Source organism: Rhodococcus sp. NPDC056506, assembly GCF_042794945.1.
In the GTDB taxonomy this organism is placed as follows: domain Bacteria; phylum Actinomycetota; class Actinomycetes; order Mycobacteriales; family Mycobacteriaceae; genus Rhodococcus_F.
In genome coordinates this window covers 390799-416088 of record NZ_JBHTSW010000001.1, presented here as the reverse complement: position 1 = coordinate 416088, position 25290 = coordinate 390799, and the positions used below count along the sequence as shown (strand labels likewise).

At 62.9% G+C, this 25290-nt stretch carries 24 protein-coding genes; 7 read left to right on the top strand and 17 right to left on the bottom strand.

Annotated features, from left to right (window positions below):
• Nucleotides 1–118: 118 nt before the first annotated feature.
• A complete protein-coding gene (locus ACFQ6H_RS01885; protein WP_378643224.1) occupies nucleotides 119–760 on the top strand; it encodes a TetR/AcrR family transcriptional regulator in 642 nt (213 codons plus the stop codon).
• 169 nt (nucleotides 761–929) lie between these two features.
• Here the strand turns inward: ACFQ6H_RS01885 and ACFQ6H_RS01880 are convergent, their stop codons facing one another.
• Genes ACFQ6H_RS01880 through ACFQ6H_RS01865 form a run of 4 tightly spaced genes read right to left on the bottom strand, consistent with a single transcriptional unit; the run spans nucleotide 930 to nucleotide 4604 of the window.
• Nucleotides 930–1964 carry an aspartate-semialdehyde dehydrogenase gene (locus ACFQ6H_RS01880; protein WP_378537010.1) on the bottom strand — a complete coding sequence of 345 codons (1035 nt, stop codon included), beginning with the start codon at nucleotides 1962–1964 and terminating at the stop codon, nucleotides 930–932.
• A gap of 6 nt (nucleotides 1965–1970) precedes the next feature.
• The gene (locus ACFQ6H_RS01875) at nucleotides 1971–3236 is read right to left on the bottom strand and encodes an aspartate kinase (protein ID WP_378537006.1); all 1266 of its coding nucleotides are present in this window, start codon (nucleotides 3234–3236) and stop codon (nucleotides 1971–1973) included.
• A gap of 49 nt (nucleotides 3237–3285) precedes the next feature.
• On the bottom strand, nucleotides 3286–4239 hold the full coding sequence (locus ACFQ6H_RS01870; protein WP_378643222.1) for a hypothetical protein: 954 nt from the start codon (nucleotides 4237–4239) through the stop codon (nucleotides 3286–3288).
• Nucleotides 4239–4604, bottom strand: a complete 366-nt coding sequence (locus ACFQ6H_RS01865) for a hypothetical protein (protein WP_378540521.1) — start codon at nucleotides 4602–4604, stop codon at nucleotides 4239–4241. Before ACFQ6H_RS01865 ends, ACFQ6H_RS01870 begins: the two co-directional genes overlap by 1 nt.
• Before the next feature lie 270 nt (nucleotides 4605–4874).
• Between ACFQ6H_RS01865 and leuA the strand changes: the two genes are divergently transcribed.
• Both leuA and ACFQ6H_RS01855 read left to right on the top strand, forming a co-directional pair.
• Nucleotides 4875–6683 carry a 2-isopropylmalate synthase gene (gene leuA, locus ACFQ6H_RS01860; RefSeq protein ID WP_003943488.1) on the top strand — a complete coding sequence of 603 codons (1809 nt, stop codon included), beginning with the start codon at nucleotides 4875–4877 and terminating at the stop codon, nucleotides 6681–6683.
• 240 nt (nucleotides 6684–6923) lie between these two features.
• Nucleotides 6924–7301 (top strand): SHOCT domain-containing protein, encoded by a 378-nt coding sequence (locus tag ACFQ6H_RS01855; protein ID WP_003943489.1) that lies wholly within the window; start codon nucleotides 6924–6926, stop codon nucleotides 7299–7301.
• A gap of 123 nt (nucleotides 7302–7424) precedes the next feature.
• Here ACFQ6H_RS01855 and ACFQ6H_RS01850 read toward each other — a convergent pair whose 3' ends face one another.
• A complete protein-coding gene (locus ACFQ6H_RS01850; RefSeq protein WP_378542873.1) occupies nucleotides 7425–8318 on the bottom strand; it encodes a LysR family transcriptional regulator in 894 nt (297 codons plus the stop codon).
• Between the two features lie 90 nt (nucleotides 8319–8408).
• On the opposite strand from ACFQ6H_RS01850, the gene ACFQ6H_RS01845 reads away from it, so the two are divergent.
• Genes ACFQ6H_RS01845 through ACFQ6H_RS01835 form a run of 3 tightly spaced genes read left to right on the top strand, consistent with a single transcriptional unit; the run spans nucleotide 8409 to nucleotide 11335 of the window.
• On the top strand, nucleotides 8409–9350 hold the full coding sequence (locus ACFQ6H_RS01845; protein ID WP_378536993.1) for an EamA family transporter: 942 nt from the start codon (nucleotides 8409–8411) through the stop codon (nucleotides 9348–9350).
• Nucleotides 9351–9375: 25 nt separating this feature from the next.
• Nucleotides 9376–10629, top strand: a complete 1254-nt coding sequence (locus tag ACFQ6H_RS01840; RefSeq protein ID WP_283310271.1) for a MurT ligase domain-containing protein — start codon at nucleotides 9376–9378, stop codon at nucleotides 10627–10629.
• Nucleotides 10622–11335: a type 1 glutamine amidotransferase gene (locus ACFQ6H_RS01835; RefSeq protein ID WP_378536986.1), complete on the top strand. Its 714-nt coding sequence runs from the start codon at nucleotides 10622–10624 to the stop codon at nucleotides 11333–11335. Before ACFQ6H_RS01840 ends, ACFQ6H_RS01835 begins: the two co-directional genes overlap by 8 nt.
• Nucleotides 11336–11341: 6 nt before the next feature.
• On the opposite strand, the gene ACFQ6H_RS01830 is transcribed toward ACFQ6H_RS01835, so the two are convergent.
• The 11 genes from ACFQ6H_RS01830 to ACFQ6H_RS01780 form a co-directional block, all read right to left on the bottom strand.
• Nucleotides 11342–12505 (bottom strand): low temperature requirement protein A, encoded by a 1164-nt coding sequence (locus tag ACFQ6H_RS01830; RefSeq protein WP_378536983.1) that lies wholly within the window; start codon nucleotides 12503–12505, stop codon nucleotides 11342–11344.
• 66 nt (nucleotides 12506–12571) lie between these two features.
• Complete coding sequence (locus ACFQ6H_RS01825) at nucleotides 12572–13699, bottom strand: acyl-CoA dehydrogenase family protein (protein WP_378536980.1); 1128 nt, start codon at nucleotides 13697–13699, stop codon at nucleotides 12572–12574.
• Between the two features lies 1 nt (nucleotide 13700).
• Entirely contained in the window at nucleotides 13701–14906 is a 1206-nt protein-coding gene (locus ACFQ6H_RS01820) for an acyl-CoA dehydrogenase family protein (protein WP_378536976.1), read from the bottom strand.
• Nucleotides 14907–14923: 17 nt separating this feature from the next.
• Entirely contained in the window at nucleotides 14924–17134 is a 2211-nt protein-coding gene (locus tag ACFQ6H_RS01815) for an acyl-CoA dehydrogenase (RefSeq protein WP_378643218.1), read from the bottom strand.
• 27 nt (nucleotides 17135–17161) lie between these two features.
• Nucleotides 17162–18292, bottom strand: a complete 1131-nt coding sequence (locus tag ACFQ6H_RS01810; RefSeq protein ID WP_378643214.1) for a steroid 3-ketoacyl-CoA thiolase — start codon at nucleotides 18290–18292, stop codon at nucleotides 17162–17164.
• On the bottom strand, nucleotides 18289–19161 hold the full coding sequence (locus ACFQ6H_RS01805) for an SDR family NAD(P)-dependent oxidoreductase (RefSeq protein ID WP_378643210.1): 873 nt from the start codon (nucleotides 19159–19161) through the stop codon (nucleotides 18289–18291). Before ACFQ6H_RS01805 ends, ACFQ6H_RS01810 begins: the two co-directional genes overlap by 4 nt.
• Before the next feature lies 1 nt (nucleotide 19162).
• Nucleotides 19163–20371: a DegT/DnrJ/EryC1/StrS family aminotransferase gene (locus ACFQ6H_RS01800; protein ID WP_378643206.1), complete on the bottom strand. Its 1209-nt coding sequence runs from the start codon at nucleotides 20369–20371 to the stop codon at nucleotides 19163–19165.
• A 34-nt stretch (nucleotides 20372–20405) separates the two neighbouring features.
• A complete protein-coding gene (locus ACFQ6H_RS01795; RefSeq protein ID WP_378643202.1) occupies nucleotides 20406–21587 on the bottom strand; it encodes a lipid-transfer protein in 1182 nt (393 codons plus the stop codon).
• On the bottom strand, nucleotides 21584–21997 hold the full coding sequence (locus ACFQ6H_RS01790) for an acyl dehydratase (protein ID WP_378536956.1): 414 nt from the start codon (nucleotides 21995–21997) through the stop codon (nucleotides 21584–21586). Before ACFQ6H_RS01790 ends, ACFQ6H_RS01795 begins: the two co-directional genes overlap by 4 nt.
• The gene (locus ACFQ6H_RS01785) at nucleotides 21994–22422 is read right to left on the bottom strand and encodes a Zn-ribbon domain-containing OB-fold protein (RefSeq protein WP_378445672.1); all 429 of its coding nucleotides are present in this window, start codon (nucleotides 22420–22422) and stop codon (nucleotides 21994–21996) included. The genes ACFQ6H_RS01790 and ACFQ6H_RS01785 overlap by 4 nt, the downstream gene beginning before the upstream one ends.
• Nucleotides 22419–22997 carry a MaoC family dehydratase N-terminal domain-containing protein gene (locus ACFQ6H_RS01780; protein WP_378643198.1) on the bottom strand — a complete coding sequence of 193 codons (579 nt, stop codon included), beginning with the start codon at nucleotides 22995–22997 and terminating at the stop codon, nucleotides 22419–22421. The genes ACFQ6H_RS01785 and ACFQ6H_RS01780 overlap by 4 nt, the downstream gene beginning before the upstream one ends.
• Before the next feature lie 65 nt (nucleotides 22998–23062).
• On the opposite strand from ACFQ6H_RS01780, the gene ACFQ6H_RS01775 reads away from it, so the two are divergent.
• Nucleotides 23063–23776, top strand: a complete 714-nt coding sequence (locus tag ACFQ6H_RS01775; RefSeq protein ID WP_378643194.1) for a TetR/AcrR family transcriptional regulator — start codon at nucleotides 23063–23065, stop codon at nucleotides 23774–23776.
• On the opposite strand, the gene ACFQ6H_RS01770 is transcribed toward ACFQ6H_RS01775, so the two are convergent.
• Nucleotides 23763–25235, bottom strand: coding sequence for an MFS transporter (locus tag ACFQ6H_RS01770; protein ID WP_378643190.1), 1473 nt, complete (start codon nucleotides 25233–25235; stop codon nucleotides 23763–23765). The genes ACFQ6H_RS01775 and ACFQ6H_RS01770 overlap by 14 nt on opposite strands.
• Nucleotides 25236–25290 lie beyond the last annotated feature (55 nt).

Genomic DNA, 25290 nt, shown 5'->3' with positions numbered 1-25290 from the left:
GAGCACCCATTCGAATACAACGCCACCGTAACAATTGCAGACTCCGAATACAACGGTTGCGTATGATTCATGGAGAAGTGGCTGGCAGATTAGGGTGGGAGCGGAGGTGAGGCACACGATGACCAGGTCACAGGCAGACACAACGGACACACCGCGTCGAAAGTACGCTCCGCGCATGGCGCCCGAGCAACGTCGCGAACAGCTTCTAGACGCAGCATTCGAGGTCACCGGCCGCGCTGGCCTGCACAACCTCAGCATGGAATCAGTCGCCGCCGAAGCCGGCGTCGGCAAGCCCGTCCTCTACACAATTTTCGACACGAGAACCGATCTCGTTGCCGCACTGCTGCGCCGCGAGCACGAGCGAGCCATCGCTCAGGTGCTCGAAACCATGCCGACAGATCTAAGCGAGCTCGGCCCAGCCGCGTCGTACACCGGAACCGTTGGAGCCTTCGTCGACGCCGTACTCGCGAACCCGACGCGCTGGCGCCTGATTCTCACGTCTGTCGAGAACGCACCCAGCGAGTATCACGGTCTGTTGAAGCTCTCACGCGGAGCCGTTTTCGCTCGCGCCGAAGAACTGGCCCGCGCCGGAATTGCCATCGAACCGAAACTCGAAGGACTGGATCCGGTTCTCCTCGCCCACACGATGATGTCGTTTGCCGAAATGCTCGGACGGTTGGCCGTCAGCGACCCCGAAAGCTATACCCGAGAACGACTTTCCAGCTTCGCCGTAGCTCTCGCCCAATCGGTAGGTCGCTAGAAAGACGACTGAAACCTGTCGGTGAACTCGGTGCGCTTCTCGCCAAGGCGTATTCGGACGCCGACAACCTCGGCGGCCTGGTCGCGATCTCCGAACTGGACTGAAACGCACCAGCAAAACGACAGTGACCCCGCACCGCAAGGCACGGGGTCACTGGCAAAAAAGATGCTTAGCCGACCAACAGCTCGGCAATCTGAATCGTGTTGAGAGCGGCGCCCTTACGCAGGTTGTCACCCGAGACGAAGAGCGCGAGTCCGCGGCCCTCCGGAACACCCTCGTCCTGACGGATGCGACCGACCAGCGACGCGTTGCCACCGGCAGCGGCCAGCGGCGTCGGAACCTCGACCAGCTCCACACCGGGAGCATCGGCGAGGATTTCCTTCGCACGAGCGACCGAGAGCGGGTTGGCGAACTCTGCGTTGATCGCGAGCGAGTGCCCGGTCACGACGGGAACGCGCACGCAGGTGCCCGAAACCAGCAGATCAGGAAGTCCGAGGATCTTGCGGCTCTCGTTGCGGAGCTTCTGATCTTCGTCGGTCTCTCCGCTTCCGTCGTCGACCAGCGAACCTGCGAGAGGCAGGACGTTGAACGCGATGGGAGCGACATAGTTGTTCGGGGCCGGGAAGTCGACGGCACTGCCGTCGTGAACCAGCTTCTCGGCGTCGCCGACTACGGCGCGCACCTGGCCGAGGAGTTCCTCGACGCCGGCGATGCCGCTACCGGACACCGCCTGGTAGCTGGAGACGATCAGACGCTGCAGACCAGCTTCGTCGTGCAGAACCTTCAGCACCGGCATCGCTGCCATGGTGGTGCAGTTGGGGTTCGCGATGATGCCCTTGACCAAGTTCTTCGCGTCCTGCGGATTGACCTCGCTGACCACGAGGGGAACCTCGGGATCCTTGCGCCACGCGGAAGAGTTGTCGACAACGGTCGCGCCGGCAGCGGCGAAACGCGGAGCCTGGGCGCGCGAGAGCGTCGCACCGGCGGAGAAAAGGGCGATGTCGATGCCCTTGAGGTCCTCGTCGGACGTTGCTGCGGCATCCTCGACAACGATCTCTTCGCCGCGGAACGTCAGCTTCTTACCGGCAGAGCGCGCCGATGCGAAGAACCGCACCTTGTCTGCGGGGAAGTTACGTTCTTCGAGCAGAGTGCGCATGACGATGCCGACCTGACCGGTCGCACCGACAACAGCGATTGTCGTCATCAGAAATTACCGTCCTGTTCCTGCGTGTACTACAGCTTCTTCGTCGCCGCCCAGTCCGAAGGCTGCGTGGATAACGCGCACGGCGTCGTCGAGTTCGGTGTCCTTGACCAGCACTGAGATGCGGATCTCGGAAGTCGAGATGAGGTCGATGTTGATGTCGGCCTTGGCCAGCGCCTCACAGAACGTGGCCGTGACACCCGGGTGGCTCCGCATTCCGGCGCCGACGAGGGAAACCTTGCCGATGTGATCGTCGAACAAGATCTGTGTGAAGCCGATGTCTTCCTGGCGCTTGGTCAGGATCTCGACCGCGCGCGGGCCGTCAGCCGTCGGCAGCGTGAAGGTGATGTCCGTCTTGTTGGTCTCCACCTTGGAGATGTTCTGCAGCACCATGTCGATGTTGATCTCGGCATCGGAAACAGCGCGGAACACCTTGGCAGCGTGTCCCGGTGTGTCCGGCAATCCGACAACGGTGATCTTGGCTTCGCCGCGATCGTGCGCGACTCCGGTGATCAGGGCCTCTTCCACAGGAATGTCCTCCATCGATCCGGACACGATTGTTCCGGGCTTGGTGGTGTATGACGAACGGACGTGCACTGGCACGTTGTAACGACGGGCGTACTCGACGCACCGGAGCATGAGCACCTTGGCGCCACATGCTGCGAGTTCGAGCATTTCCTCGAAGGAAACCGTCTCGAGGCGGTGAGCGTCGGGGACGATGCGCGGATCGGCGGAGTAAACGCCGTCGACGTCGGTGTAGATCTCGCAGACGTCCGCGTCGAGAGCAGCTGCCAACGCCACGGCAGTGGTGTCCGAGCCACCGCGTCCGAGCGTCGTGATGTCCTTGCTGTCCTGGCTGACGCCTTGGAATCCGGCGACCAGAACGATCGAGCCCTCGTCGAGCGCGGTGCGAACACGGCCCGGGGTGACGTCGATGATCTTGGCGTTTCCGTGGCTGCCGGTGGTGATGACTCCGGCCTGCGAGCCCGTGAACGAGCGAGCCTCGGCACCGAGAGAATGAATTGCCATCGCAACCAAGGAGTTGGAGATGCGCTCACCCGAGGTCAGCAGCATGTCCATTTCACGGGCCGGCGGGGAAGGGCACACCTGCTGAGCCAGATCGAGCAGCTCATCGGTGGTATCGCCCATCGCTGACACCACGACGACGACATCATTGCCGGCCTTCTTGGTCTCGACGATCCGTTCAGCGACTCGTCGGATGCGCTCGGCGGTTGCCACCGAGGATCCGCCGTACTTCTGGACGACGAGAGCCACGCGTTTCTACCTCCAGGTCGAAATTGTTTACAGATACCAGAGGTCGAGCTTACCGAGGTGGTCCTGGGACTTCCCGATGCGTACTGCTGTTCGCCTCAGATCCCCGCGGGATCAGTTGCGAGATCCGCGCTCGCATCAACGTCGCAGAACGCGAGCCACCGGCAACATAACCGACCACCGCGACGGCAACTCCGCAGGCGAGAAGGACGCGGATACTGCTGACCAGCGAAACTGCCAGCGCGTCGTACACCGCGACTGCCGCCTCAGATGACGGTATGTCTGAATTCTGTAAATAGACCCGACGCACGACGGCCAGCGCCACCAGCAGGGCGATCATCGCCACCGCGGTCGCCAGCCCGACCAGGGACAGCGCCCGCATTCGCCCCGGTGCAACTGCGACGGCCGCGATCGCACACGCCACCGACACCCACGGCAGCCAAGCCGCTGCTCGGTCGAGAGAGTTCGAGAGGTCCTGAGCCCGCACCAGCTCGTCGGACTGCAGGATCTCGAACTGCGGATCGAACGTCGGGAGACGATCGACGACGGTGAATCCGCGATCGCGGAGGTTCGTCCGCAGTTCTGTCATGACCGGTTCGAGGGACAAGGTGACTGTTCCGCTGTCGTCGGACCGAACGATGCCGTCGGTGGCCCGGCCGGTCACCATCGCGGCAAGTTGCACGTGCGCCTGACGGTTGGCCGCGGTCCAGAGCGTCGCAAACTTCTCGCTCGAGACCAACGACTGAGCCGCCTCGCGAACGAGTCTCTCGGCCTGTCTCGTCACCACCTGCGGAAACCCGTCCAACCGCTGCGTCAATTCCTCGGTCAGCCGGTCAACGACAGCCGCTTGGACAGCAGGTTCGGAAGCCAACGGGGCAACCGTCTCGACGTAACTGTCGGTGTCGTTCACCTGGGTGTGGACGAACAGCGCAACCACCGAACCGGCAGAACCGAGCCCGGCGAGAACGATCAGCAGTGAACAGACGACCCAGCGGATCGAACGCATCACGTGTGCTTGGCGCGCGCCGGTCGGATCTTTGCGGTGATGCGGTGAATGCGGTGATCGTCAGCGGGTATCCGGAAAGTCTCGGTAACCCGAACGGTCATCAGGCTCCGCCCGAACAACCCGGCGTCAAGGAGGTACTCAGCCGTCAGGTCGTCCCCGTCGACCGTCCACTCCACCTCACGAATGTCGCGGATCACGCGATACTGAGGACCTCCGGAAAGGCTGCGCCGCAGATGATTCCCCGAAAATCCGGTCTTGAGCCCGACCTCGTGGCGTACCGCGTCCGGAGCCAGCGGTACGGAACTGCCATCGTGACTGCGGAGCGCGTCGAGGTACGTGCTCGCCACGGCGATTCGGGGATCCATGGACGACAGTCCACCATTTTCGGTGCCGAAACGGCAGCACAATTCGGCGACAAATTGGACATGAGGGCGAACCCCACCGTTTTCTCGCGAAATCCAGGAGTAGAGTGCTGTCCATGCAGCGCGCACTCCTTCTTGGTTGCCGCGACGGGGTCTGATCCAGACTGGCCTCCCGCCGCGGGGTTTTTGTGCGCCGGTCGACCAAGCCTTCCGGACTCATGGTCTTGACCAACAGGTCAACAGGCCGGGTCCACAATCCTGGAGATCACACCCATGTCCCCCGCTGACGCATTCACCACCGGCACTCGCACCATCACCCCGCCCACGAAGCCGGCACCTTCCGACCAGCCTGCGTGGAACACGCAGAAGAACTCGTCGATGCCGACGTTCCGCTACCGCCCGTTCGCCGAAGAGGTCGAGACAGTCACGCTGCCCGACCGCACCTGGCCGGACAAGATCATCGACCGAGCACCCCAGTGGTGCGCCGTCGACCTGCGCGACGGCAACCAGGCGCTGATCGATCCGATGAGCCCGGCGCGCAAGCGTCGTATGTTCGATCTCCTGGTTCGTATGGGCTACAAGGAAATCGAGGTCGGATTCCCGTCCGCGAGCCAGACGGACTTCGATTTCGTTCGCGAGATCATCGAGGACGGCGCCATCCCGTCCGACGTCACCATCCAGGTGCTGACGCAGTCGCGTCCCGAGCTGATCAAGCGCACTTTCGAGGCCTGTGAAGGTGCCGAGAACGCGATCGTGCACTTCTACAACTCCACCTCGATCCTGCAGCGCCGCGTCGTTTTCCGCGCCGACAAGGACACGATCAAGAAGATCGCCACCGACGCCGCCGAGCTGGTCCTGGCCGAGTCCAAGAAGTACCCGGACACGAACTGGCGCTGGGAGTACTCCCCCGAGTCCTACACCGGCACCGAGCTCGAGTACGCCAAGGAAGTTTGTGACGCCGTCACCGAAACCCTGGGTGCGACGCCTGCCAACCCGGTCATCCTGAACCTGCCTGCCACCGTCGAGATGGCCACGCCCAACGTGTACGCCGACTCCATCGAGTGGATGCACCGCAACCTGGCTCGCCGCGATTCGGTCATCCTGTCGCTGCACCCCCACAACGACCGCGGCACCGGCGTCGCTGCAGCCGAGCTGGGCTACCAGGCCGGCGCAGACCGCATCGAAGGCTGCCTGTTCGGCAACGGTGAGCGCACCGGCAACGTCTGCCTGGTCACTCTCGCTCTGAACATGTTCACGCGTGGCGTCGACCCGCAGATCGATTTCTCGAACATCGACGAGATCCGTCGCACGGTCGAGTACTGCAACCAGCTGCCCGTCCACGAGCGTCATCCGTACGGCGGCGACCTGGTCTACACCGCATTCTCCGGCAGCCACCAGGACGCCATCAACAAGGGCCTCGACGCCATGAAGGTCGACGCCGACAGCCAGAACTCCGACGTCGACGACATTCTCTGGCAGGTCCCCTACCTGCCGATCGACCCGAAGGACGTCGGCCGCAGCTACGAGGCCGTCATCCGCGTGAACTCGCAGTCCGGCAAGGGCGGCGTCGCATACATCATGAAGGCCGATCACGGTCTCGTGCTGCCGCGTCGTCTGCAGGTCGAGTTCTCGCAGTCGGTCCAGAAGATCACCGACGGTGAGGGCGGCGAGGTTTCGCCGAAGGAAATGTGGGACGTCTTCCACGAGGAGTACCTCGCTCCCATCACCCCGCTCGAGCGGATGAAGCAGAAGGTCACCGCGTCCGAGGAAGACGGCGGCACCGATGCGATCACCGCGATCGTCAAGGTGAACGGCAAGGAGCAGGAGATCTCGGGAACCGGCAACGGCCCGCTCGCTGCCTTCGTCGACGCGCTGGGAAGCATCAACTTCGACGTTCGTGTCCTGGACTACTCCGAGCACGCCATGTCCGCCGGTGACGACGCCCAGGCCGCGGCCTACGTCGAGTGCGCCGTGACGGGCCCGGAGGGCCAGAGCACCGTCGTCTGGGGTGTGGGTATCGCCACGTCGATCACGACGGCCTCGCTGCGCGCTGTGGTCTCGGCAGTGAACCGCGCCAGCTGACACTCAGCTCCCGACTCGTGAACAATCCCTGGTCTCACCCGATTTTCGGGTGAGACCAGGGTCGTTTTCGGGGCACTGAAGATTTTCGGTCCATGTTTTCGATTGGGCATGACATTGGTCCCGAAAGAGTCGGTTAGCGAAGTTAACAAAAAGAATTCACCCATCGAGGATGATGCAGACGCCACGTGCGCGTGAGATAGTCAGCTCAGACAAATCCGACTTGTGAAATGGAGCTCGACAATGGATTCCTTTTGGGACTTCCTCTGGCTGATCATCATCAGCTTCGCGTTCATCGCGTACTTGATCCTGCTCTTCTCGATCATCACCGACCTGTTCCGCGATCACAAGACCTCCGGCTGGGTGAAGGCAATCTGGATCGTCTTCCTGTTCTTCATTCCGCTGCTCACCTCGCTCGTCTACCTGATCGTTCGCAGTGACGGAATGGCACAGCGGTCCCTCGAGGCTGCGCAGCAGGTCAAGAACGCACAGGACAGCTACATCCGCGAGGTTGCCGGAAAGTCCCCGGCCGAATCCATCGCAGATGCAAAGGCACTTCTCGACGCCGGCACCATCAGCGAAGAAGAATTCGCAGCACTGAAGGCCAAGGCCCTCGCCTGATTCCGGCCATCGATAACCGGCCTCCACTAACCGGGCCTCAATAGTCAGTGGAGATTGCACTACCGAAGCGGGAGCGACACTAATCGTGTCGCTCCCGTTTTGTGTTCATTCACCAACCGTCGTTCATTCACCAACAGCACGTGCGACGTCACGAAAGGCGTCGAGTACCACTCCGATTGCCGGACTGCGATCGGAATGTAATCGAGTTGCCAATTCATAAACGCGTGCAGCGCGCACTCCCGCCACCGGTTTCCTCGATACTCCGGGATGCGTGATCGCGTAACGCGGCATCAAAGCCACGCCGTGACCCGCCGCCACCAACTCTTCGATGACGCGGAAATCGTTTATCCGATGAGCGACGCGAGGCTGGACCCCGGTTACCGACGCAACCGACAGCAGAACGTCGTCGACCGGAAACCCGCCGCGCACGCTTATCCAGTTCTCATCGGCCAATTGTTCCAACCGAACCGAATCCTGCTCGGCGAGTGGATGATCAGGCCGCAGCACCAGATCGATCGGTTCACGCATCAACGGTTGCACGCTGACCCGGGGAAATGACGTCTCGGCTCCGCGTTCGTCACGGTGAGTGAGGATCACATCGTGATCGGCCAACAGCCCAGGGACGGCCGACGCCGGCTTGTCGACGTCGTAGGCGTCGATGTCCACGTCCGAGTTCTTCAGCGCCGTCAGGACACCGGGCAGCAGGAGTGCCGCGCCGGAGGGAAAGAACGCGACTCGCACCTTGCCGCGCGGCGAGCCTCGGTACGACGCCATCTCGTCCGCTGCCCGGTCGAGCGCCGCCACCACGTCGTCGGCGCGAAGCACCAGCGCTCGACCCGCGTCCGTGAGGCGCAGCGTGCGCCCGTCCGGCTCGAGGAGCGAGACCCCCGCCTCTCGGCCGAGGATCTTGAGTTGTTGCGAGACGGCGGACGGCGTCATCGAGAGGGCGAGAGCAGTAGCGCCGACGGTTCCTCGGTCGGCGAGCTCGCGGAGGATTCGCAGGCGCGTGGCATCCATACGGTGACGAATATCCATGTAGTAAAACTACATGGATAGTGCATCTATATTCGCTTGTTCTGATGCTTTGTAAGGCTCACGATTAACGTCATGACTCCCCGCGACCGTCTCCTCGGCCTGACCGTGATCGTCTTGTGGGGTCTGAACTTCCTGGCCATTCGCGTCGGCCTGGATCATTTCCCGCCGTTCTTCTTCGCAGCGCTGCGGTTTCTGATCATCGCGATTCCGGTGGTCATCTTCGTGCCGCGTCCGCAGGTACCGCTCCGTTGGTTGCTGCTCTACGGATTCGGTTTCGGATTCGGCCAGTTCGTCTTCCTCTTCTGGGCGATGCATTCGGGGATGCCGACGGGCCTTGCATCACTTGTCCTGCAGTCGTCAGCACCGTTCACCGTCCTACTCGGCGCGTTCCTGCTCCGCGAGAAGCTCAGCGTCTGGCAGGTCTCCGGCATCGCCGTCGCCGTTGCCGGTATGTCCTTGATCGGCTGGGACCGCTCGCACCATGCGGCACTGTTGCCCGTGATCCTTACGCTCCTCGGCGGCCTGTCCTGGGCGTTCGGCAATCTCGGCAGCCGCTTGGCCGCGGCGAACACCGTCGGCGATCCCGCACCGATGCGCTTGATGTTGTGGATGTGTGTCATCCCGCCGTTGCCGATGCTCGCACTGTCAGCTGTGGTCGAGGGCCCCACCGTCGGCTGGCACGCACTCGGCACCGCATTCAGCGCCGACGCCTGGCCGTCGCTGGTCGGGTTGGCCTACATCATCGTGCTCGGCACCATCGCCGGATCCGGGCTCTGGACGATGCTCATGGGCCGCTACCCGGCCGGCATGGTCGCGCCGCTCTCCCTGCTGGTGCCGGTGGTGGGAATCGGCGCGTCCTGGCTGTTCCTGCACGAGGATCCGAGCCCGTTGTCGCTGGTCGGGGCTGTCATCGTGATTGCCGGAGCGAGTGCCGCACAGATGAGGCGCAAGCCCGCTGGCACTGTTTTCTCGGACACACCTGCAGCTTCACCACCGGCGCGACTCGGCGTCTGACGACGCCCTGTGCCAAACTCGGGCCGTGGGAACTGGACTATCGATCACAGTGCGCGGAAAGCTCGCCATGCGAGCTGCCGCAGCAGCATCTTGGGCATCGCAGAAGGCCGGTCGCGGCAAGGGTTCGATGATCGGCGGGCTGATCGCTCTCAAGATCGACCCGACGCTCATGACTCAGCTCGGACGCGGCAAGCGCACCGTCGTGGTCACCGGCACCAACGGCAAGTCGACGACCACGCGTATGACCGCTGCAGCTCTCGCGACACTCGGTGACGTCGCGACCCAGGCCGACGGCGCCAACATGGATGCCGGGATCGTTGCCGCTCTGGCAGCGCGTACCGATGCGACGCTGGCGGCACTCGAGGTCGACGAACTGCACGTCCCCCACGTAGCCGACGCCGTGAACCCGGAAGTGATCGTGCTCCTCAACCTCAGCCGCGATCAGCTCGACCGGGTCGGCGAGATCAACATGATCGAACGGAAACTGCGCGCGTGCGTCAACGCGCATCCGAATGCGGTGATCGTCGCCAACTGCGATGACGTACTGGTCACCTCCGTGGCATACGACGCCGCCAACGTCGTGTGGGTTGCGGCCGGCGGCGGCTGGGCCGGCGATTCCGTCAGCTGCCCGCGCACCGGCGAACCCATCGTGTGGGAGGGAAAGCACTGGCGCAGTACCGGTTCCGACTTCGCGCGGCCCGAGCCGACCTGGTGGCTCGACGACGACAATCTCTACGGCCCCGACGGCCTGAAGATTCCGATGACGTTGACCCTCCCCGGAAAAGCCAACCGCGGTAACGCAGCTCAGGCCGTAGCGGCAGCAGCGGCTTTGGGCGCAGATCCGGTCGGGGCAGTTGCCGCCGCGTCGACGGTCCAGGAAGTCGCCGGTCGGTACAGCACCGTCGAGGTCGGACCGCACTCCGTTCACATGCTGCTCGCGAAGAATCCCGCGGGGTGGCAGGAAGCGCTGTCGATGATCGACCCCACGGTGGACGGACTCGTGATCGCGGTGAACGGTCAGGTGCCGGACGGCGAAGACCTCTCATGGCTGTGGGACGTGAAGTTCGAGCACTTCGAAGGCGTCAAGGTAGTGGCCGCCGGCGAACGCGGAACCGATCTGGCAGTTCGCCTCACGTACGCGGGCGTCGAGCACACTCTCGACCCGGACCCGTTGCGCGCCATAGCTTCCTGCCCTCCCGGACGTGTGGAGGTACTGGCGAACTACACGGCCTTCCGCGACCTCAACACCGCCATCGCGAAGGAGTCTCGCAATGTCTGACTCGACAATTCGCATCGGACTGGTTCTCCCCGACGTCATGGGCACCTACGGCGACGGCGGCAATGCCCTGATCCTGCGTCAGCGTCTGCGGATGCGCGGCTACGACGCCGAGATCGTGGACATCACCCTCAGCGATCCGGTCCCCGATTCGCTCGACGTGTACACGTTGGGTGGCGCCGAGGATTCCGCTCAGCGACTCGCAACGCGTCACCTCGCGAAATACCCTGGCCTGCAACGTGCCGCCGAGCGTGGCGCACCGGTCCTGGCGATCTGCGCTGCCATTCAGGTGCTCGGCAACTGGTACGAAACCTCCAGCGGCGAACGAGTCGAAGGTGTCTCGATGCTCGACGTCACGACCTCACCGCAAGAGAAGCGCTCCATCGGCGAAGTCATCACGAAGCCGCTGATCGACGGACTCACCGCGCCCCTCTCGGGGTTCGAGAACCACCGCGGCGGAACAACTCTGGGCAGCTCGGCCTCCGGATTTGCGCGGGTCACCCATGGTGTCGGAAACGGCGTCGGCGACGGATTCGAAGGCGTCGTGCAGGGTTCGGTGATCGGGACGTACATGCACGGACCCGCTTTGGCTCGCAACCCCGAACTCGCGGACCTCCTGCTCATGCGCGCCCTGGGTGTGAACGAGCTGGAACCCCTGCATCTGCCCGAGGTCGACAAGCTCCGCAAGGAACGACTCGCGATTCGCTGAGCCAGCTCAGACGGTTTCGGATTTGCCCTCGGTCAGGATCAGTTCCACGGCCAACAGCGCGGCGCAGGCCAGTCCCGCGACCAGTTCGGGCACTGCGGTGTAGGTACCGCCGAGGACGACGATTATCGCGACCGAGAACGGTGCGAGAGTGCGTACCGACGAGTCGTGCAGTCGAATGTGGATGAACCACAAGGCCGCGAGGATGACCGCGACCGGAACGGTGACGGCGGCACCCGTCACCAACGCGCTGCCGTCGCCGTGATGAGTCCAGAAGTCGACGCGTGAGGCCAATCCTGCACCGATGGCGGCAGCGGCCGCGAAGATGAAGTAGTGACCGAACCCCCAGACGAAGGGTGAGACGTTGTCACCGCCGATCACTTCGCCGGCATTGCGTTGGAAGTACAACCACCACAGGCTGAAGACGATCAGGATGCCGCCGATTACGACGTAGGTGACCTGCGCTGCCGGATGCTCACCGTCGACCGCGTCCTGAATTGCGATGGTGGTCGAGAGGATCGTCTCGCCCAGAACGATGATGAAGAACAACGAGTACCGCTCCGCGATGTGATGCGGGTGCCACGGCGTCATGCCCGGCTTCTCGGACCAGATCGGAACCGCGAACTCGCACAGAACCAACACCAGGAACGTCGGAACGTAGATGGCGGAGGGCACGAAGTAGAAACCGATCCAACCGAGTTGGACCAGAACGATTCCGAGAGCGTATCGACGAGCCGTCAGCGCGTGTTCCGGGTCGTTCCGCGAAACCCTGAGCCATTGGATGACCAGAGCTATTCGCATGATGACGTAGCCGACGATGATCAGCAGGGCGTCGTCGTTGAAGAAGCGGACGATGCCCGCGGCAAGAACCAGCGACCCGAGGATCTGGAAGATGGTCAGCAGGCGGGCAATTCCGTCGTCGTTGTCGTACGCCGAGGTGAACCACGTGAAGTTCAGCCACGTCCACCAGATCGCGAAGAACGCCATCGCGAAGTGTCCGACGCCCGAGGCCGCGTGCCCTTCGCTGATCGCATGGTGCAGACCGGTGGCCGCTTGAGCGACCGCCACGACGAAGCAGAGGTCGGTGAGCAGTTCGAGCGGCGTCGCCACCCGATGCGGCTCGTGCGGATCCCGCGGAACCAACGGCCTGATGAACGAACTGGTGCGATTCACGAAGGGCAGAGTAGCGCGATGATTGCCGACGCGCTGCCTGTGACTGGAACCCGATGTCTCAGATATTCACGCCGACGCCCCGATCTGAGCGCGGATCTCCAGCTGATCGGCGAGTTCGGCGCCTATCGCCCCCGCGCTCCCCAAGGTGAAGGCGATCTGGCGTCCCCACAGGAAGTAGCGGTGAATCGGGTAGTCGACATCCGCGCCCATCCCGCCGTGCAGGTGCTGGGTCGCGTGCACGACGCGCAAACCGCCGCGCGAGGCCCACCATTTGGCGACCAGCGCAGCCGCTTCCGCTTCACTCTCAACTCCGCTGTCCATCAACCAGGCAGCGCGGTGGGTGGTCAATCTTGTGCTCTCGGTGTCGAGGTACGCGTCGGCGGCCCGGACTGCCACTGCCTGATTGGTCGAGAGCGGACGGCCGAACTGCACTCGCTCCGAGGTGTATTTCGCCGTCATCGCCAGCGCTTCCTCGCAGACGCCGGTGGCCAGGGCCGCCAGCGCCACCCGTGCACGCCGCAACGTCCAGTCTCGAACTACCGTGCCGTCTGCGGGAAGTGCGTCGGCTGCACTGACGGCAACCCCGTCGAACTGCACAGCGCTGTTGCTCTCGCGGTTCGTCACCGCAAGCGGTGTACGCACCAGCGCGTCCCGGTCCGTCGGCACGATCATGACGGTGACACTGCCGTCCGGCATCGTCACCGGAACAACCAGTGCGGCGGCGAACTCGGCGGCCGGTACGGAGTCGACGCGTCCGGACAGAACCCAACCGTCAGGCGCCGGCTCGGCGCGAACTGCCGTCTCGGCGTTGTAGCCGGTGTCGAAGGCACCTGTGACGATCACCGAGCCGTCGAGCAGTCCCGGAAGCCACGACGCTTTCTGCTCCGAGCTGCCGAACTCCGCGATCGGCAGCGCCGCCGTGGACACCACCGACCAGAGCGGGACCTGGGCGACCCGGCGACCCTGTTGTTCCAGCACCGCTGCCAGACCGAGCATTCCGAGACCCGCTCCCCCGACCTCTTCCGGCAGAGCGATTCCCAGCACGTCGGAGTCAGCGAGGAGCTTCCACAGTTCGGCGTCGAAACCGCCGGCGCCCTCCACTTCCCGGAGTCGGTCCACACCGGACTTCGCCGCAAAGATCGAGTCACTCAGATCCCGTACGGCGGATAAATTGTCGTCGAATTCGAATTCCATGTCAGCTCTTTTCGTTCTGTACAGCGGGCCGTCGACGCGCAGCAAGCGCCATGCCCAGGCACTTGGCTGCAACGATTTCACGCATCACTTCGTTGGTACCGCCACCGAAGGTGTTGTTCTGTGCGCGTCGGCCCAGGTTCTCGACCCGGCCTTCGAGCACCGCTCCTGGCGAGCCGGGGCGCAGCAATCCCTTGGCGCCCAGCACTTCCTGCAGCATGCCGTAAGCACTGACGACGGCTTCGGTGCCGAAGATCTTGGCCGCAGCCGAATCGCCACCGCCCAACGTGTTGGCAGCGACGTCCGCCACCAGTCGCAGATTCATCAGGTCGGCAGCACTGAGCAGCGCGTAGACCTCTGCCAATTTCTCACGTACCCAACCGATGTCGTAGACGTGGCCGTCACCGGCGGGTTCGGTCTTTGCCCATTCGACCACCTCGGCAAAGAGCTCGTTGGCGATGCCGCCGCGTGCGGCCAGGGCCACACGTTCGTGGTTGAGCTGGTTGGTGATGAGCTTCCACCCTTGATTGAGCTCACCGACGACATTGGTGATCGGTACCCGAACATCTTCGTAATAGGTTGCCGAAGTGCTGATTCCGCCCACGGTGTGGATTTCGGTTACCGAGAAACCCGGCGAGCTGGTCGGCACCAGGACCACGGAAATGCCCTGATGCGTCGGCGCGTCAGGATCGGTACGAACGGCAAGCCAGACCCAGTCGGCAAACACACCGGCACTGGTGAAGATCTTGTTGCCGTTGATGACAAGCTCGTCGCCCTCGATGCGGGCCCGTGTTTCGAGTGCTGCGAGATCCGTGCCCGCATTGGGTTCGGTGTAGCCGATGGCAAAGATCAACTCGCCCGCCAGGATCGGCCGTAGGAAGAAGTCTTTCTGAGCTTGCGTTCCGTGCTTGATCAGAGCGGGTCCGACGGTGTTCAGCGTCACCAGTGACAGCGGTGCATTCGCCCGGATCACCTCGTCGTAGAACACGTACAGAGCTTCGGGGTTCTCACCCCGGCCGCCGAATTCCTCCGGCCACCCCAAGCCCAGCCAACCGTCTTTACCCATCCGGCGCAGGATGCGATCGAAGACGGGGCCGCCTTCGGTCTGATCCACGAGAGCACGACGATCTTCCTCGTTGATGATCTCCGCGAAGTACGCGCGCAATTCCTTGCGCAGAGTCTTCGACTCCTCCGACAAATCCAAATACATGGTGAAGCTCCTAAGATCTACGAACGCGGCAGGCCGAGTACGCGCTGCGCGATGACGTTGAGTTGAATTTCGACGGTTCCGCCGCCGAACAGAATCGAGGGCAGTCCGATGTGGTCTATCGCGTAGTTCGCTGCCGGATCGACAACGGCGGCGCGCGGTCCGAGCAGACGCAGCAGGTCCCGCGAGCCCTCGCGTTGCGCCAGGGCGTTGTACACCTTCGAGACGCTGATCTCGGCGCCCGGTTCCTGACCCGCCAGTCGCGCCGACACTCCGCGCAGATTCATCGCGGACAGCGCCAGTTCACGAGAGATACTGCGGCCGAGGCCTTCCACCGCGTCCTCGCGGGGGCAGTCGTGGCTCGCATCGGCAATCACCTGACGGAATTGATCGCTCGAACCGTGGTGAAGTGTGCTGCCCATGCTCAGACGCTCGTTGGACAGTGTTGTCGCAGCCAACTTCCAGCCCTGTCCAGGTTCCGCGACCAGACAGTCGTCCGGCACGAACACGTCGTCGAGAAATACCTCATTGAACTCCGACTTACCGGTGGCTTGCTTGAGTGGACGTACGTCGATGCCTTTCGAAGTCATGTCGACCAGGAAGTACGACAGCCCACGATGTTTCGGAGCGTCCGCGTCGGAACGTGCCAGGCAGACTCCCCAATCCGCCTCGTGCGCACCCGAGTTCCATACTTTCTGACCCGAGAGAACCCAGCCACCGTCGACCTTGCGGGCTTTGGTACTCAGACCGGCCAGGTCTGATCCCGCGCCCGGCTCACTGAAGAGCTGGCACCAGATGATGTCGGCTCGCAGCGAAGGCTCGACAAACCTGTCCTGTTGCTCGGCGTTGCCGTGTTCGAGGATCGTGGGCAGTACCCATTCTCCGATCACCGTGGACGGTTGAGCCCAACCTCGCATCGCGAATTCGTGTGCGATGACGGCTTGTTCCCTCAGTCCGGCCCCCAAACCGTACGGCGCCCGATAGTGCGGGGCTACCAGTTTGGCGTCGGCAAATCGGGCGCGTCGAGCGCTCCCCTTGGCCGGCGCCCAACTCGCGCTGGTGGTTCCGTCGTCCGGCAGCAGCGCAACTTCGTCCAGAACCCTTCGAACCTGCTCTCGCAACTCCGGCAGCATGTCCGGGTCGACAAAGGAGAAGTCGCGGACCGAATCGGCAGACCGGCCGCCCAAGGCGTGTGCCCACTTCACCTCGGATCCTGCCAGCGCCGCAATACTGATCGCCCGGCGCCAGTACAGATGGGCGTCGTGCTCCCAGGTGAATCCGATTCCGCCGAGCAACGTCACACATTCGAGGGCGTTTTCGATGCCGACGGGCAGTGCAGCCAACGCGGCTTGAGCCGAGACAAGTTTCTGCTGATCCTCGTCGTGGTCCTCGGATCGAGCCGCATCCCACGCTGCGGCGCAGGCAATCTCGGAGCGGACCAGCATCATGGCTGCCTTGTGCTGGACTGCCTGGAAGCTTCCGACCGGACGACCGAACTGCTGACGGGACTTCACATAGTCGACCGCGGTGCGTAGCGCCCACCCGGCGATACCGCTTGCCTCCGCAGCCAACACCGTGTTGACGATCAGTTCGACTCGGTGCGTCTGGAGTCCGTCGACGATCAGCTCAGCGTCGACCTGGTGATCGGTCAACGTCAGTGTTCCGATCGACCGTGTCAGATCCACTCCGTCTTCGACCTCCACCGCAGCGGAAGGCGACGGCTCGAGCCGGAACCACAACTCACTGTCTTCGCTGTTTGCCTGCACGAGAACGACATCGGCTCCCGGCAAACCCAGGGCGGGGTCGGCAGAACCGCTCACCGTCCACCCGGCATCGCCGCGAGCCGCGCGCAATCCCGCGCCGGTGCAGACTGCTCCGGTTGCACCGGTGGCCAATTCGGTCAGCATTGTCTCCGCGGCCGAGCCAGTGGCTGTTGCAAGGATCCCACTGGCGATGACCGTGGGAACGTACGGTCCCGGATAGAGCGCATCACCCAATTGCTCGACTACCACAGCCAGTTCGGCAAGTCCTGCCCCGTCACCGCCGTATTGCTCGGGCAGGTGCACTGCGTGCAGGCCCTGACGGACCAATCCATCCCAGGAGTCCAGCCGATCCCCGGCGACGTAGCGCTTGACGTCGCTGCGCGTGTCCGCGATGCCACCAAAGCGGTTCGCGAATGCGGCTACCGCTTCCGCCAGGTCACGGTGATCTTCGAGCAGGGGCAGTGCCATGGCAGGTTCCTCAATCTTCGGTTCTTGTCAGATGCGTTCGAGAATCAGACAGGTAGTTGCGGCTGACGCACAGATCGCGATCAGTGCGGTGGACTTGTCTCGGCGTTCCAGTTCGTCGATGACATTGGCCAACAGCCTGATTCCGGTTGCACCGGCCGGATGGCCCAGTGCGATTGCGCCACCGTTGACGTTCAGCAAGTCGGGGTCGACGCCGTGTACTTGTGCAAAGGACATGGGCACGGAGGCAAACGCTTCGTTGACCTCGAAGAGATCGATATCGGCGATCGTCAAGCCTGTGCGTTCCAACACGATGGACGCTGCGTCCACGGGACCGTCGAGCATGAACTCGGTGTCGCCGCCGATGACGCACTGCGCCAGAATCCGCGCCCGCGGGCGCACGCCCAGCGCCTCAGCGCGAGTTGCCGACATCAGCAGTGCCGCACTCGCACCGTCCGAGACCTGCGAAGACGTTCCAGCGGTGTGTAGTCCACCCTCTTGAACGGTGCGCAGTTTCGCGAGACCTTCCAGGCTCGACTCACGAAGTCCCTGATCTCGGTGAACCACCACATCCGAGTCCGGGGTCGACACGTCGATGATGTGCGAGTCGAATCGGCCGGCGTCCCACGCTGCCGCTGCCCGCTGCTGCGAGCGCAACCCGAAGGCATCAAGATCCTCGCGGCTGAAACCACGTTTGACGGCAATACGGTCTGCTGCGGTGTACTGATCGACGGTATCGAGTGACCACGACTCCGGCCGCGGCGTTCCGAGGCCGGTACCCACCTTGTAGGTGAGCGGTGCCCGCGACATCAGTTCCACACCGCAGGCAACGCCCACGTCGACGGCGCCGATGGCGATCTGACCCGCCATCAACTGCACCGACTGCTGCGCTGTTCCGCACTGAGCGTCGATCGTGGTGCAACCCGCCTTCAAGGGAAGGCCGGCATGCATCCAGGATGTGCGAACGATATTGCCGAACTGTTCGCCGAGCGGCGTGACACAGCCGCCGATGACCTGGTCAACCGCATTCGGATCGACTCCCACCCGATCCAGGACACCGGACTGCGCATATCCCAACAGTTCGGCCGCATGGACTCCGGACAGCCAACCCTCACGCTTACCGAACGGCGTTCGTGCTGCGTCCACGATGACGGGCTTCATGCCAACTCCTCGGTTCGTAATGCTGCTGTCTCCGGTAATGCTGCTGTCTCCGGTAATGCTGTGCCGTCCAGACCACGCACGGTCAGGGCCCATTCGTCGATCAGGTTCAAGCTGACGCACGAGCGAGCGGTGAACTCGGTGTCGCAATCACACAGCGCGGTGACCGCTTCCACCATTTCTTCCATAGATTCGACCTGATCCGGCCGGATAGTCTCACCGACCAGGACTCTTGCGCCCTCACTGAGCACCGCTGCCCGCGGTTGAACCGTGTTGACGCGCACCCCCTGGCCGTAGAGTTCCACGCCCATGCCGTTGCTGATCCTGTTGAGCGCTGCTTTGGACGCGCCGTACACGGTCATGGCAGTTCCCGGTTCGACCCACGTGAACGGCGGGCCCTGCCACGGTTTGACGGTGCCGCTGGACACGTTCACGATCCAGCCGTATCCGTTTGCCACCATCCCCGGCACCACGGCTTGCATCAGATCGAGCGGTGCGTGGACATTGGCCTCGAACATCAGACGTCGCCGACGCAGTGGGTAGTCCGACAGCGGTTGATAGATCGCTGCTGCCGCGTTGTTCACCAGGATGTCGATCGTCCCGCCGAGCTTCTCGATTGCCGCCGGCACAACGGTGTCGCGCTGCTGCTCGTCCGTCAGGTCCGCAACAATGATCTCGACTTTGTTTCCGTACTTCGCAATTCGAGCGGCTGTCTCCTCGAGACTGCCAGGCAGGGTTGCGTGCGCACCGAGCGTCCGGGCCACGAGAGCGACGTCAGCGCCTTCCGCTGCCAGCCTTTCTGCGACGCCAGCACCGATTCCGCGGCTGGAACCGGTGACAAGCGCTCGGCGGCCCTCGAAACGCCTCGTCATGCTATTTGAACTTCGAGGCGAAGCGATTGATGCTCTCCGCAATTCGAGCAACTTCGTCGTCACGCAGGCCATGGCTCATGCCGAGCGTCATTCCTCGGGCAAAAACCGCGTCGGCTTCCGGCAATCCTTCGGCCGGCTGACGGAATTCGATGTTGTGCATCATCGGGTGACGAGTGACGTTGCCGCTCCACACAGTTCGTGTGTCGATGCCGTCGGCCTCGATGGCTTCCTGCAGGTCGCTGCGTGAGAAGGGTGCATTCTCGTTGATCATCACGGGGTAGCACAGCCACGCTGTATCGAGCCCGTCGAGTTCTACCGGCGTCGTGAAAAATTCGGGATGAGCTCCATACGCCGCCGTGAAGGCAGCAAACGTAGCCTTGCGCGATTTGTAGTTCTCCTCCAGTTTGTCGAGCTGCACAACGCCGTAGGCTGCGCCGAGTTCGGAGGGCTCGAAGTTCCACGACATGAGCTCGAAGATGAAATCGTTGTCGTAGTCGACGCCGTCGAGTTCTTCACGGAAGACTCGGCCGGACTTGGTGCTGCCGAACAGGTTCGGCTCGCTACGACGACCCCAGCGGCGGAGCAGCAGAGCCTTGTCACGGCTGGCTTCGTCGTCGACGCACACCATTCCACCGGTTCCCGCGCACGTGATGATGTGTGCCATCGAGAAACTGGTGACGGCAATGTCCGCCCGAGAGCCGGTCGGAGTACCGCGGAGCGTGGCGCCGATCGCGTCACACGAATCTTCGATCACCTTGAGTCCGTGACGATCTGCAATGTCGCGGATGGCATCCCAGTCCGGGCAGTTGCCGGCCAGGTTCGGCATCAGGATGGCGCCGGTTTTCTCGGTGACCATGGCCTCGATCTTGGTGACGTCGACGTTGAACGTATTGGGTTCCACGTCCACGAACACCGGCACCAGACCGGCACGCACGATCGGCGCGATGTCGGTGGAGAACGTCAACGGCGATGTGATGACCTCGCTGCCGGCTGGAAGTCCGAGCAACTCGACAGCCAAGTACAGACCCGAGGATCCCGAGTTGCACATGACGCCGAACTTCTTGCCTGCCAAGGCCGCGATACGCTCTTCCATCTCGAAGACGTTCTTGCCGATGCGCAGTCCTTGATGCCCGCTGCGCAAGACGTCGACAACAGCCTGTATTTCTTCCTCGCCGTGGGTGGCCCTGGCGTAGGTGATCCGCTCACTCATATGGTTCCTGCTTTCTCGAATGTGTGCGGCAGATTCAGCGATCTGCCGAGAGGACGAGTGCACTGTGCGGGACGGGGGAACCGCCGGTCACGAGCACGTTGTCCAAAGTTTTGGTGGGTTGGTTGGTGGAGGTGCCGCGGATCAGACGAACGCCTTCGGCAATGCCGTTGACGCCGTGGATGTATCCCTCACCGAGTTGACCTCCGTGAGTGTTGATCGGTAGGCGGCCGTCCAGCTCGAGATTGCCGTCGGCGATGAAGTCCTTTGCCTCGCCCCGTCCGCAGAATCCGTACTCCTCGAGTTGAAGCAGAACCATCGGAGTGAAGGCGTCGTAGAGAATTGCGGCATCGATGTCGTCTGGCCCGATACCGGTCTGGTCCCACAGTTGGCGCGCGACCAGTTCGACTTCCGGCATACTGTCGATGCCGTCTCGGTAGTAGCTGCTCATCGAAATCTGTTGCGGACCTACACCTTGCGCGGCACCGCTGATGATCGCAGGTTTATGAGGGAGATCGCGGGCGCGCTCCGCGCTGACGATGACCAGCGCCTGTCCGCCGTCACTTTCCTGGCAGCAGTCGAGCAGGCGGATGGGGTCGGCGATCATGCGCGAGTTCTGATGATCCTCGATGGTGATCGGGCGTTCGTAGAACCAGGCCTTGGGGTTGTTCGCCGCATGCTTGCGCGAAAGAACCGAGATCTGGCCGAAGTCGGCACTGGTTGCCCCGTACTTGTGCATGTACAGCTTGGCCAGGAAGGCTTCCTGCTGCGCCGGCGTCAGAAGCCCGTACGGGTTGATCCAATTCCGGTATTCCTGGTCCGTCGACGCGTTGTACGCAAAAGGTGGTGGCCCGGCGCCGAATCGGTGGCCGGATCTTTCGTTGAAGGCGCGGTAGACGACCACAACGTCGGCAACTCCGCTGGAGACGGCAAGCGCTGCTTGTTGAACCGGTGCACAGGCACCGCCGCCGCCGTGTGGAATACGGCTGAAGAACGTCAGTTCCGGGATCCCGAGGGCGCGTGCGACCGCAATCTCGGGATTGTTCTCCATGGTGAACAGCGCAAATCCGTTCACCTCTTCTGCCTCGATGTGCGCGTCGTCGAGTGCGGCGATCACGGATTCGCACGCCAACTGCCATTCGCTGCGGCCGGAGTTCTTGGAGAACTCGGTGGCGCCGATTCCGGCGATGGCTGCTTGCCTCGAAAATCCTCGTGTCATGCGATTACCCTTTCCACCGGTTCGAGAGTCACGTCGGCACTCACGTGTGTTCCGCGGGCGTTTTTCCCGATAACCGTCACGGTGAGCGCCCGGCCGTCTGTGGCGGTGACCTTGCCGGTGAATGTCATGGTGTCTCCGGGGAAGTTCGGAACACCAAGCCGTAGTGATGTTTTTACGATCCGTGATGCGGGGCCGGACCAGTCGGTGATGTAGCGGTCGATGAGCCCGTTGGTGGTGTTGATGCTCATGAAGATGTCGGGAGTTCCACGATCCTGCGCCTTGCCCGGATCGTGATGCACGTCCTCGAAATCCTGTGAGGAGATCGCGGTGGCGACGATCAGCGTTCGATCCAACGGCAATTCGAGGCTGGGGAGGACCGAACCCACTTCGCAGTCAATCAGTTTCGTCATTCCGCCGAACCCCGTCGCCTCAGTTGCGGCAGCATCTCGCCGTGAGCGTGCTCGGAGAAGGTCACTTCGAGTTCCATGCCGAATTCGAGTTCCTCGTGATCGATCCCCGCGATGTCGGCAACCAGACGCGTGCCTTCTTCGAGATCGACGAGCCCGACGGCGAGTGGGTACTCGAAAGCAGGATCCTTCGGGTGATGGATGACCGTGAAGCTGTGCAACGTGCATCGCCGCGTGGATTCGACTGTGTCCCAACTGAACGAGCGGCATTCCGGGCACGCGGGCGCGGGTGGGTGGCGCAGTGTCTTGCAATCCGCACACCGTTGGATCTCGAGGCGACCCTCTTTGGCCGCGGAGAAGAAGAAATCGTTGTCGTCGGTGACGGTGAGTCTCGGAACAGCGGTGTTGCGGGAGCCAGTCTCGCTCATGCGATTACCTCCTGGACATCGAGCTGGGTATCGGGCTGGGCATCTGGTTTGAACCTGAGCAATCGAAAACGCTCTTCGACCAGCGTCTTTCCGCCCTGGTCGACGTACTTCTTGAACAGAGTGATGAAGCACCCGTGACCGAGAGCCGTCTGTTTGAACGGCGAGATCGCTTCGATGGTGAAATGCGCGGTGACGTGGTCTCCGGGACTCAGCTCCGCGAGATACTCCTGCTCGACGTTGGTCGCGACGACCGAGGTGTATCCGGCCTCGTCCAACAACGCGAGCAGTCGTGAATAGGCGAAGTCCTCGGAGACTCCGTCGGCACGAAGCTGTTGGACCTGGCGATAGCGTTGGTAGCCCGCCATCACCCAGGTCGAGATCATGGCGGGTGGGCAGACGACATCTCGACGACCCACGCTGCGGGCAGCTTCTGCGTCGACGTAGATCGGGTTGCGGTCGTCGTGCGCCTCGACCCAGTTGCGGATCATCGCCTCGTTGACCGCGTAGCGAGCGACCCGGGCTGGTTCGGCCTCTGTGCCGATGAAATTCGGAAATTGCGTCTGCAGACTCTGCACTGAAATCCTCCGTGAACGAAAGTTGAGCAAGCGCTTGATTCTGAAGCTAGCATAGGAACCCGGAAGTGGAAACACGCGATCTCACCGACGAATTGGTTCGAGCCGGAGCCATCAGGCAGGATTGCGCTACGTCCGACGCCGGCAGCCCGGCACCCCCGAAACCCTGCCCTGAGCAGGACCGACAACCAGCGGAGATTTCAGTGGCATCACCAGATCGTCGGGAGAAAATCCTGGAGAGCTCAGCCGAGCTGTTTGCCAGGAAAGGTGTCGCGACCACGACCGTTCGCGAAATCGGCGACGCCGCCGGCGTGTTCTCGGGCAGCCTTTACCACTACTTCAAGTCGAAGAACGCGATAGTTGCCGAGCTCATGCACGGCTTCATCACCGATATTCAGCTCCGCTTCGATCAGGTCGAGAAAACGGCAACCGGCCCCGAGGACGTCCTGCGCGGCCTGATCCGCGAGACGCTGATCGTCATCGAACTGCACCCGCACCCGACTGCGATCTATCAGAACGATCGGGCGTATCTACGCGACAACGATCTCCTGCAATCCGTCGACGGGCCTTCTCGCCAAGTCCGCGAGCATTGGATGAAAGCGATTGCCGAAGGCGTCGATCAGGGAATCTTCCGCCAAGACGTGGCCCCGGAGATTTTCTATCGATCGGTACGAGACACCCTGTGGTCGACAACGCATTGGCCGGACCGCCAGAAATACACCACCGACGAGTTCGCGGATCTGATGATCACGCTCTTCCTCTCGGGATTCAGGGTCGCCTGACGAGATCCGGCAGATCCAGATGTTTCGGGGTTCGTCCCTGCGGCAACAGGATCGACACCGCGAACACGACCACCGCGCAACCCGCGCACACCAGATAGGCGACGGAGAATCCGGTCCACGACGTGGAATGTTCCGAACCGCTGATCACGAACGCGGCGAGGATGGTCGCCACCGTCGCACTGCAGATGGTGCTTCCGGACGTCCGTAGGAGCGAGTTCACCCCGTTGGCTGCCGCCAGTCGCTGACGTGGCACGGCAACCAGGATCAGCAGTGAGAGTGTGCTGTACACGATCGCTGTCCCGACTGCCGTAATGCCGAGCGCCGCAACCACTCCCCACAGTGGCTTACCCGCAACTGCGTGAATCCCGTAGCCCCCGGCGAGGAATACGGCACCGGTCAACATCGCGGTCCGTGAACCGAAGCGATCGGTGATCCGCACCGCAACCGGAGAGAACAGCACCATCGCGATACTGGCCGGAATCTGGCAGAGCGCCGCCGCGATGATCGACAGGCCGTACCCGGCGCCCGGCCCCTTCATCCCCTGCAGCAGTTGCGTGGTGATCAGCGTGTTCCCGAAGAATGCGAACCCGACCAGCAGAGCCGCCAGATGCGGGATCAACACCGCACGCTTGACGAGAGCACGGACGTCGACCAGCGGATTGACGTTGCGCCGCTGCTGAATTACCCAAAGCGTGAACAGCACCGCCGACGCGGCCAGCATCGAGATCACCGCGCCGCTGGTCCACCCCCAACTCGATCCCTGCGTGATCGGCACAAGCAGAGCGATCATCGCGGCGCTCAGACCGACCGCGCCGACGCCGTCGAATCTCCCCGACGGATTCGGCTGCGACTCCCGAATGAACAGCACCGCAGCAAGAGTCACCGACAGCCCGATGGCCGTGGTTACCCAGAACAGGACGTGCCAGTTCGAGTACTGCGCGATCATCGCGGAAAACGGTATCCCCAAAGCCGTTCCGACGCCGAGCGTCGAACTCATCATGGCCACTGCGCCGTTGACCTTGTTGCGCGGCAATTCGTCACGCAGCATGGAGATTCCGATGGGGATGACGGCCGACCCGGCACCTTGCAGCGCTCTCGCGAAGATAAGGACCGCGATGTCCGAGGACAGCGCACACAACATCGAGCCGAGAGTCATCATCGAGAAGGCGACGAGAAGCATCTTCTTCTTGCCGAACATGTCGGCGAGCCGGCCGAAGATGGGGGTGACGACGGCGCCGACCAGCAGCGTGACGGTCACCAGCCAGGACACTGCTGTGCGTCCGGCGCCCGTGAAGTGGGGCAGCTCCGGCAGCAGCGGAACGATGACGGTTTGCAGGACTGCTTGGAACACGGCGGCCGCGACAACGATGGGAAAGAGGAAGCGGGAGCGCGGCTGCGCAAGACTCGCGTCAGGGGCGGGGACTGTCGGAGTACCCGGCGGACGGTCGAGCGTCGTCACCCCACACCGCCTGTTCTCACTAGGTAAATATCCGTTCACCTACATTAGGTGAACG

What these genes read in the sequence shown, in the direction of transcription:
- ACFQ6H_RS01885 (WP_378643224.1), top strand. Translation starts at nt 119, where the DNA reads ATGACCAGGTCACAGGCAGACACAACGGACACACCGCGTCGAAAGTAC.
- ACFQ6H_RS01880 (WP_378537010.1), bottom strand. Translation starts at nt 1,964, where the DNA reads ATGACGACAATCGCTGTTGTCGGTGCGACCGGTCAGGTCGGCATCGTC.
- ACFQ6H_RS01870 (WP_378643222.1), bottom strand. Translation starts at nt 4,239, where the DNA reads ATGCGTTCGATCCGCTGGGTCGTCTGTTCACTGCTGATCGTTCTCGCC.
- ACFQ6H_RS01865 (WP_378540521.1), bottom strand. Translation starts at nt 4,604, where the DNA reads ATGGATCCCCGAATCGCCGTGGCGAGCACGTACCTCGACGCGCTCCGC.
- leuA (WP_003943488.1), top strand. Translation starts at nt 4,875, where the DNA reads ATGTCCCCCGCTGACGCATTCACCACCGGCACTCGCACCATCACCCCG.
- ACFQ6H_RS01855 (WP_003943489.1), top strand. Translation starts at nt 6,924, where the DNA reads ATGGATTCCTTTTGGGACTTCCTCTGGCTGATCATCATCAGCTTCGCG.
- ACFQ6H_RS01850 (WP_378542873.1), bottom strand. Translation starts at nt 8,318, where the DNA reads ATGGATGCCACGCGCCTGCGAATCCTCCGCGAGCTCGCCGACCGAGGA.
- ACFQ6H_RS01845 (WP_378536993.1), top strand. Translation starts at nt 8,409, where the DNA reads ATGACTCCCCGCGACCGTCTCCTCGGCCTGACCGTGATCGTCTTGTGG.
- ACFQ6H_RS01835 (WP_378536986.1), top strand. Translation starts at nt 10,622, where the DNA reads ATGTCTGACTCGACAATTCGCATCGGACTGGTTCTCCCCGACGTCATG.
- ACFQ6H_RS01825 (WP_378536980.1), bottom strand. Translation starts at nt 13,699, where the DNA reads ATGGAATTCGAATTCGACGACAATTTATCCGCCGTACGGGATCTGAGT.
- ACFQ6H_RS01820 (WP_378536976.1), bottom strand. Translation starts at nt 14,906, where the DNA reads ATGTATTTGGATTTGTCGGAGGAGTCGAAGACTCTGCGCAAGGAATTG.
- ACFQ6H_RS01815 (WP_378643218.1), bottom strand. Translation starts at nt 17,134, where the DNA reads ATGGCACTGCCCCTGCTCGAAGATCACCGTGACCTGGCGGAAGCGGTA.
- ACFQ6H_RS01810 (WP_378643214.1), bottom strand. Translation starts at nt 18,292, where the DNA reads ATGAAGCCCGTCATCGTGGACGCAGCACGAACGCCGTTCGGTAAGCGT.
- ACFQ6H_RS01805 (WP_378643210.1), bottom strand. Translation starts at nt 19,161, where the DNA reads ATGACGAGGCGTTTCGAGGGCCGCCGAGCGCTTGTCACCGGTTCCAGC.
- ACFQ6H_RS01800 (WP_378643206.1), bottom strand. Translation starts at nt 20,371, where the DNA reads ATGAGTGAGCGGATCACCTACGCCAGGGCCACCCACGGCGAGGAAGAA.
- ACFQ6H_RS01795 (WP_378643202.1), bottom strand. Translation starts at nt 21,587, where the DNA reads ATGACACGAGGATTTTCGAGGCAAGCAGCCATCGCCGGAATCGGCGCC.
- ACFQ6H_RS01790 (WP_378536956.1), bottom strand. Translation starts at nt 21,997, where the DNA reads ATGACGAAACTGATTGACTGCGAAGTGGGTTCGGTCCTCCCCAGCCTC.
- ACFQ6H_RS01785 (WP_378445672.1), bottom strand. Translation starts at nt 22,422, where the DNA reads ATGAGCGAGACTGGCTCCCGCAACACCGCTGTTCCGAGACTCACCGTC.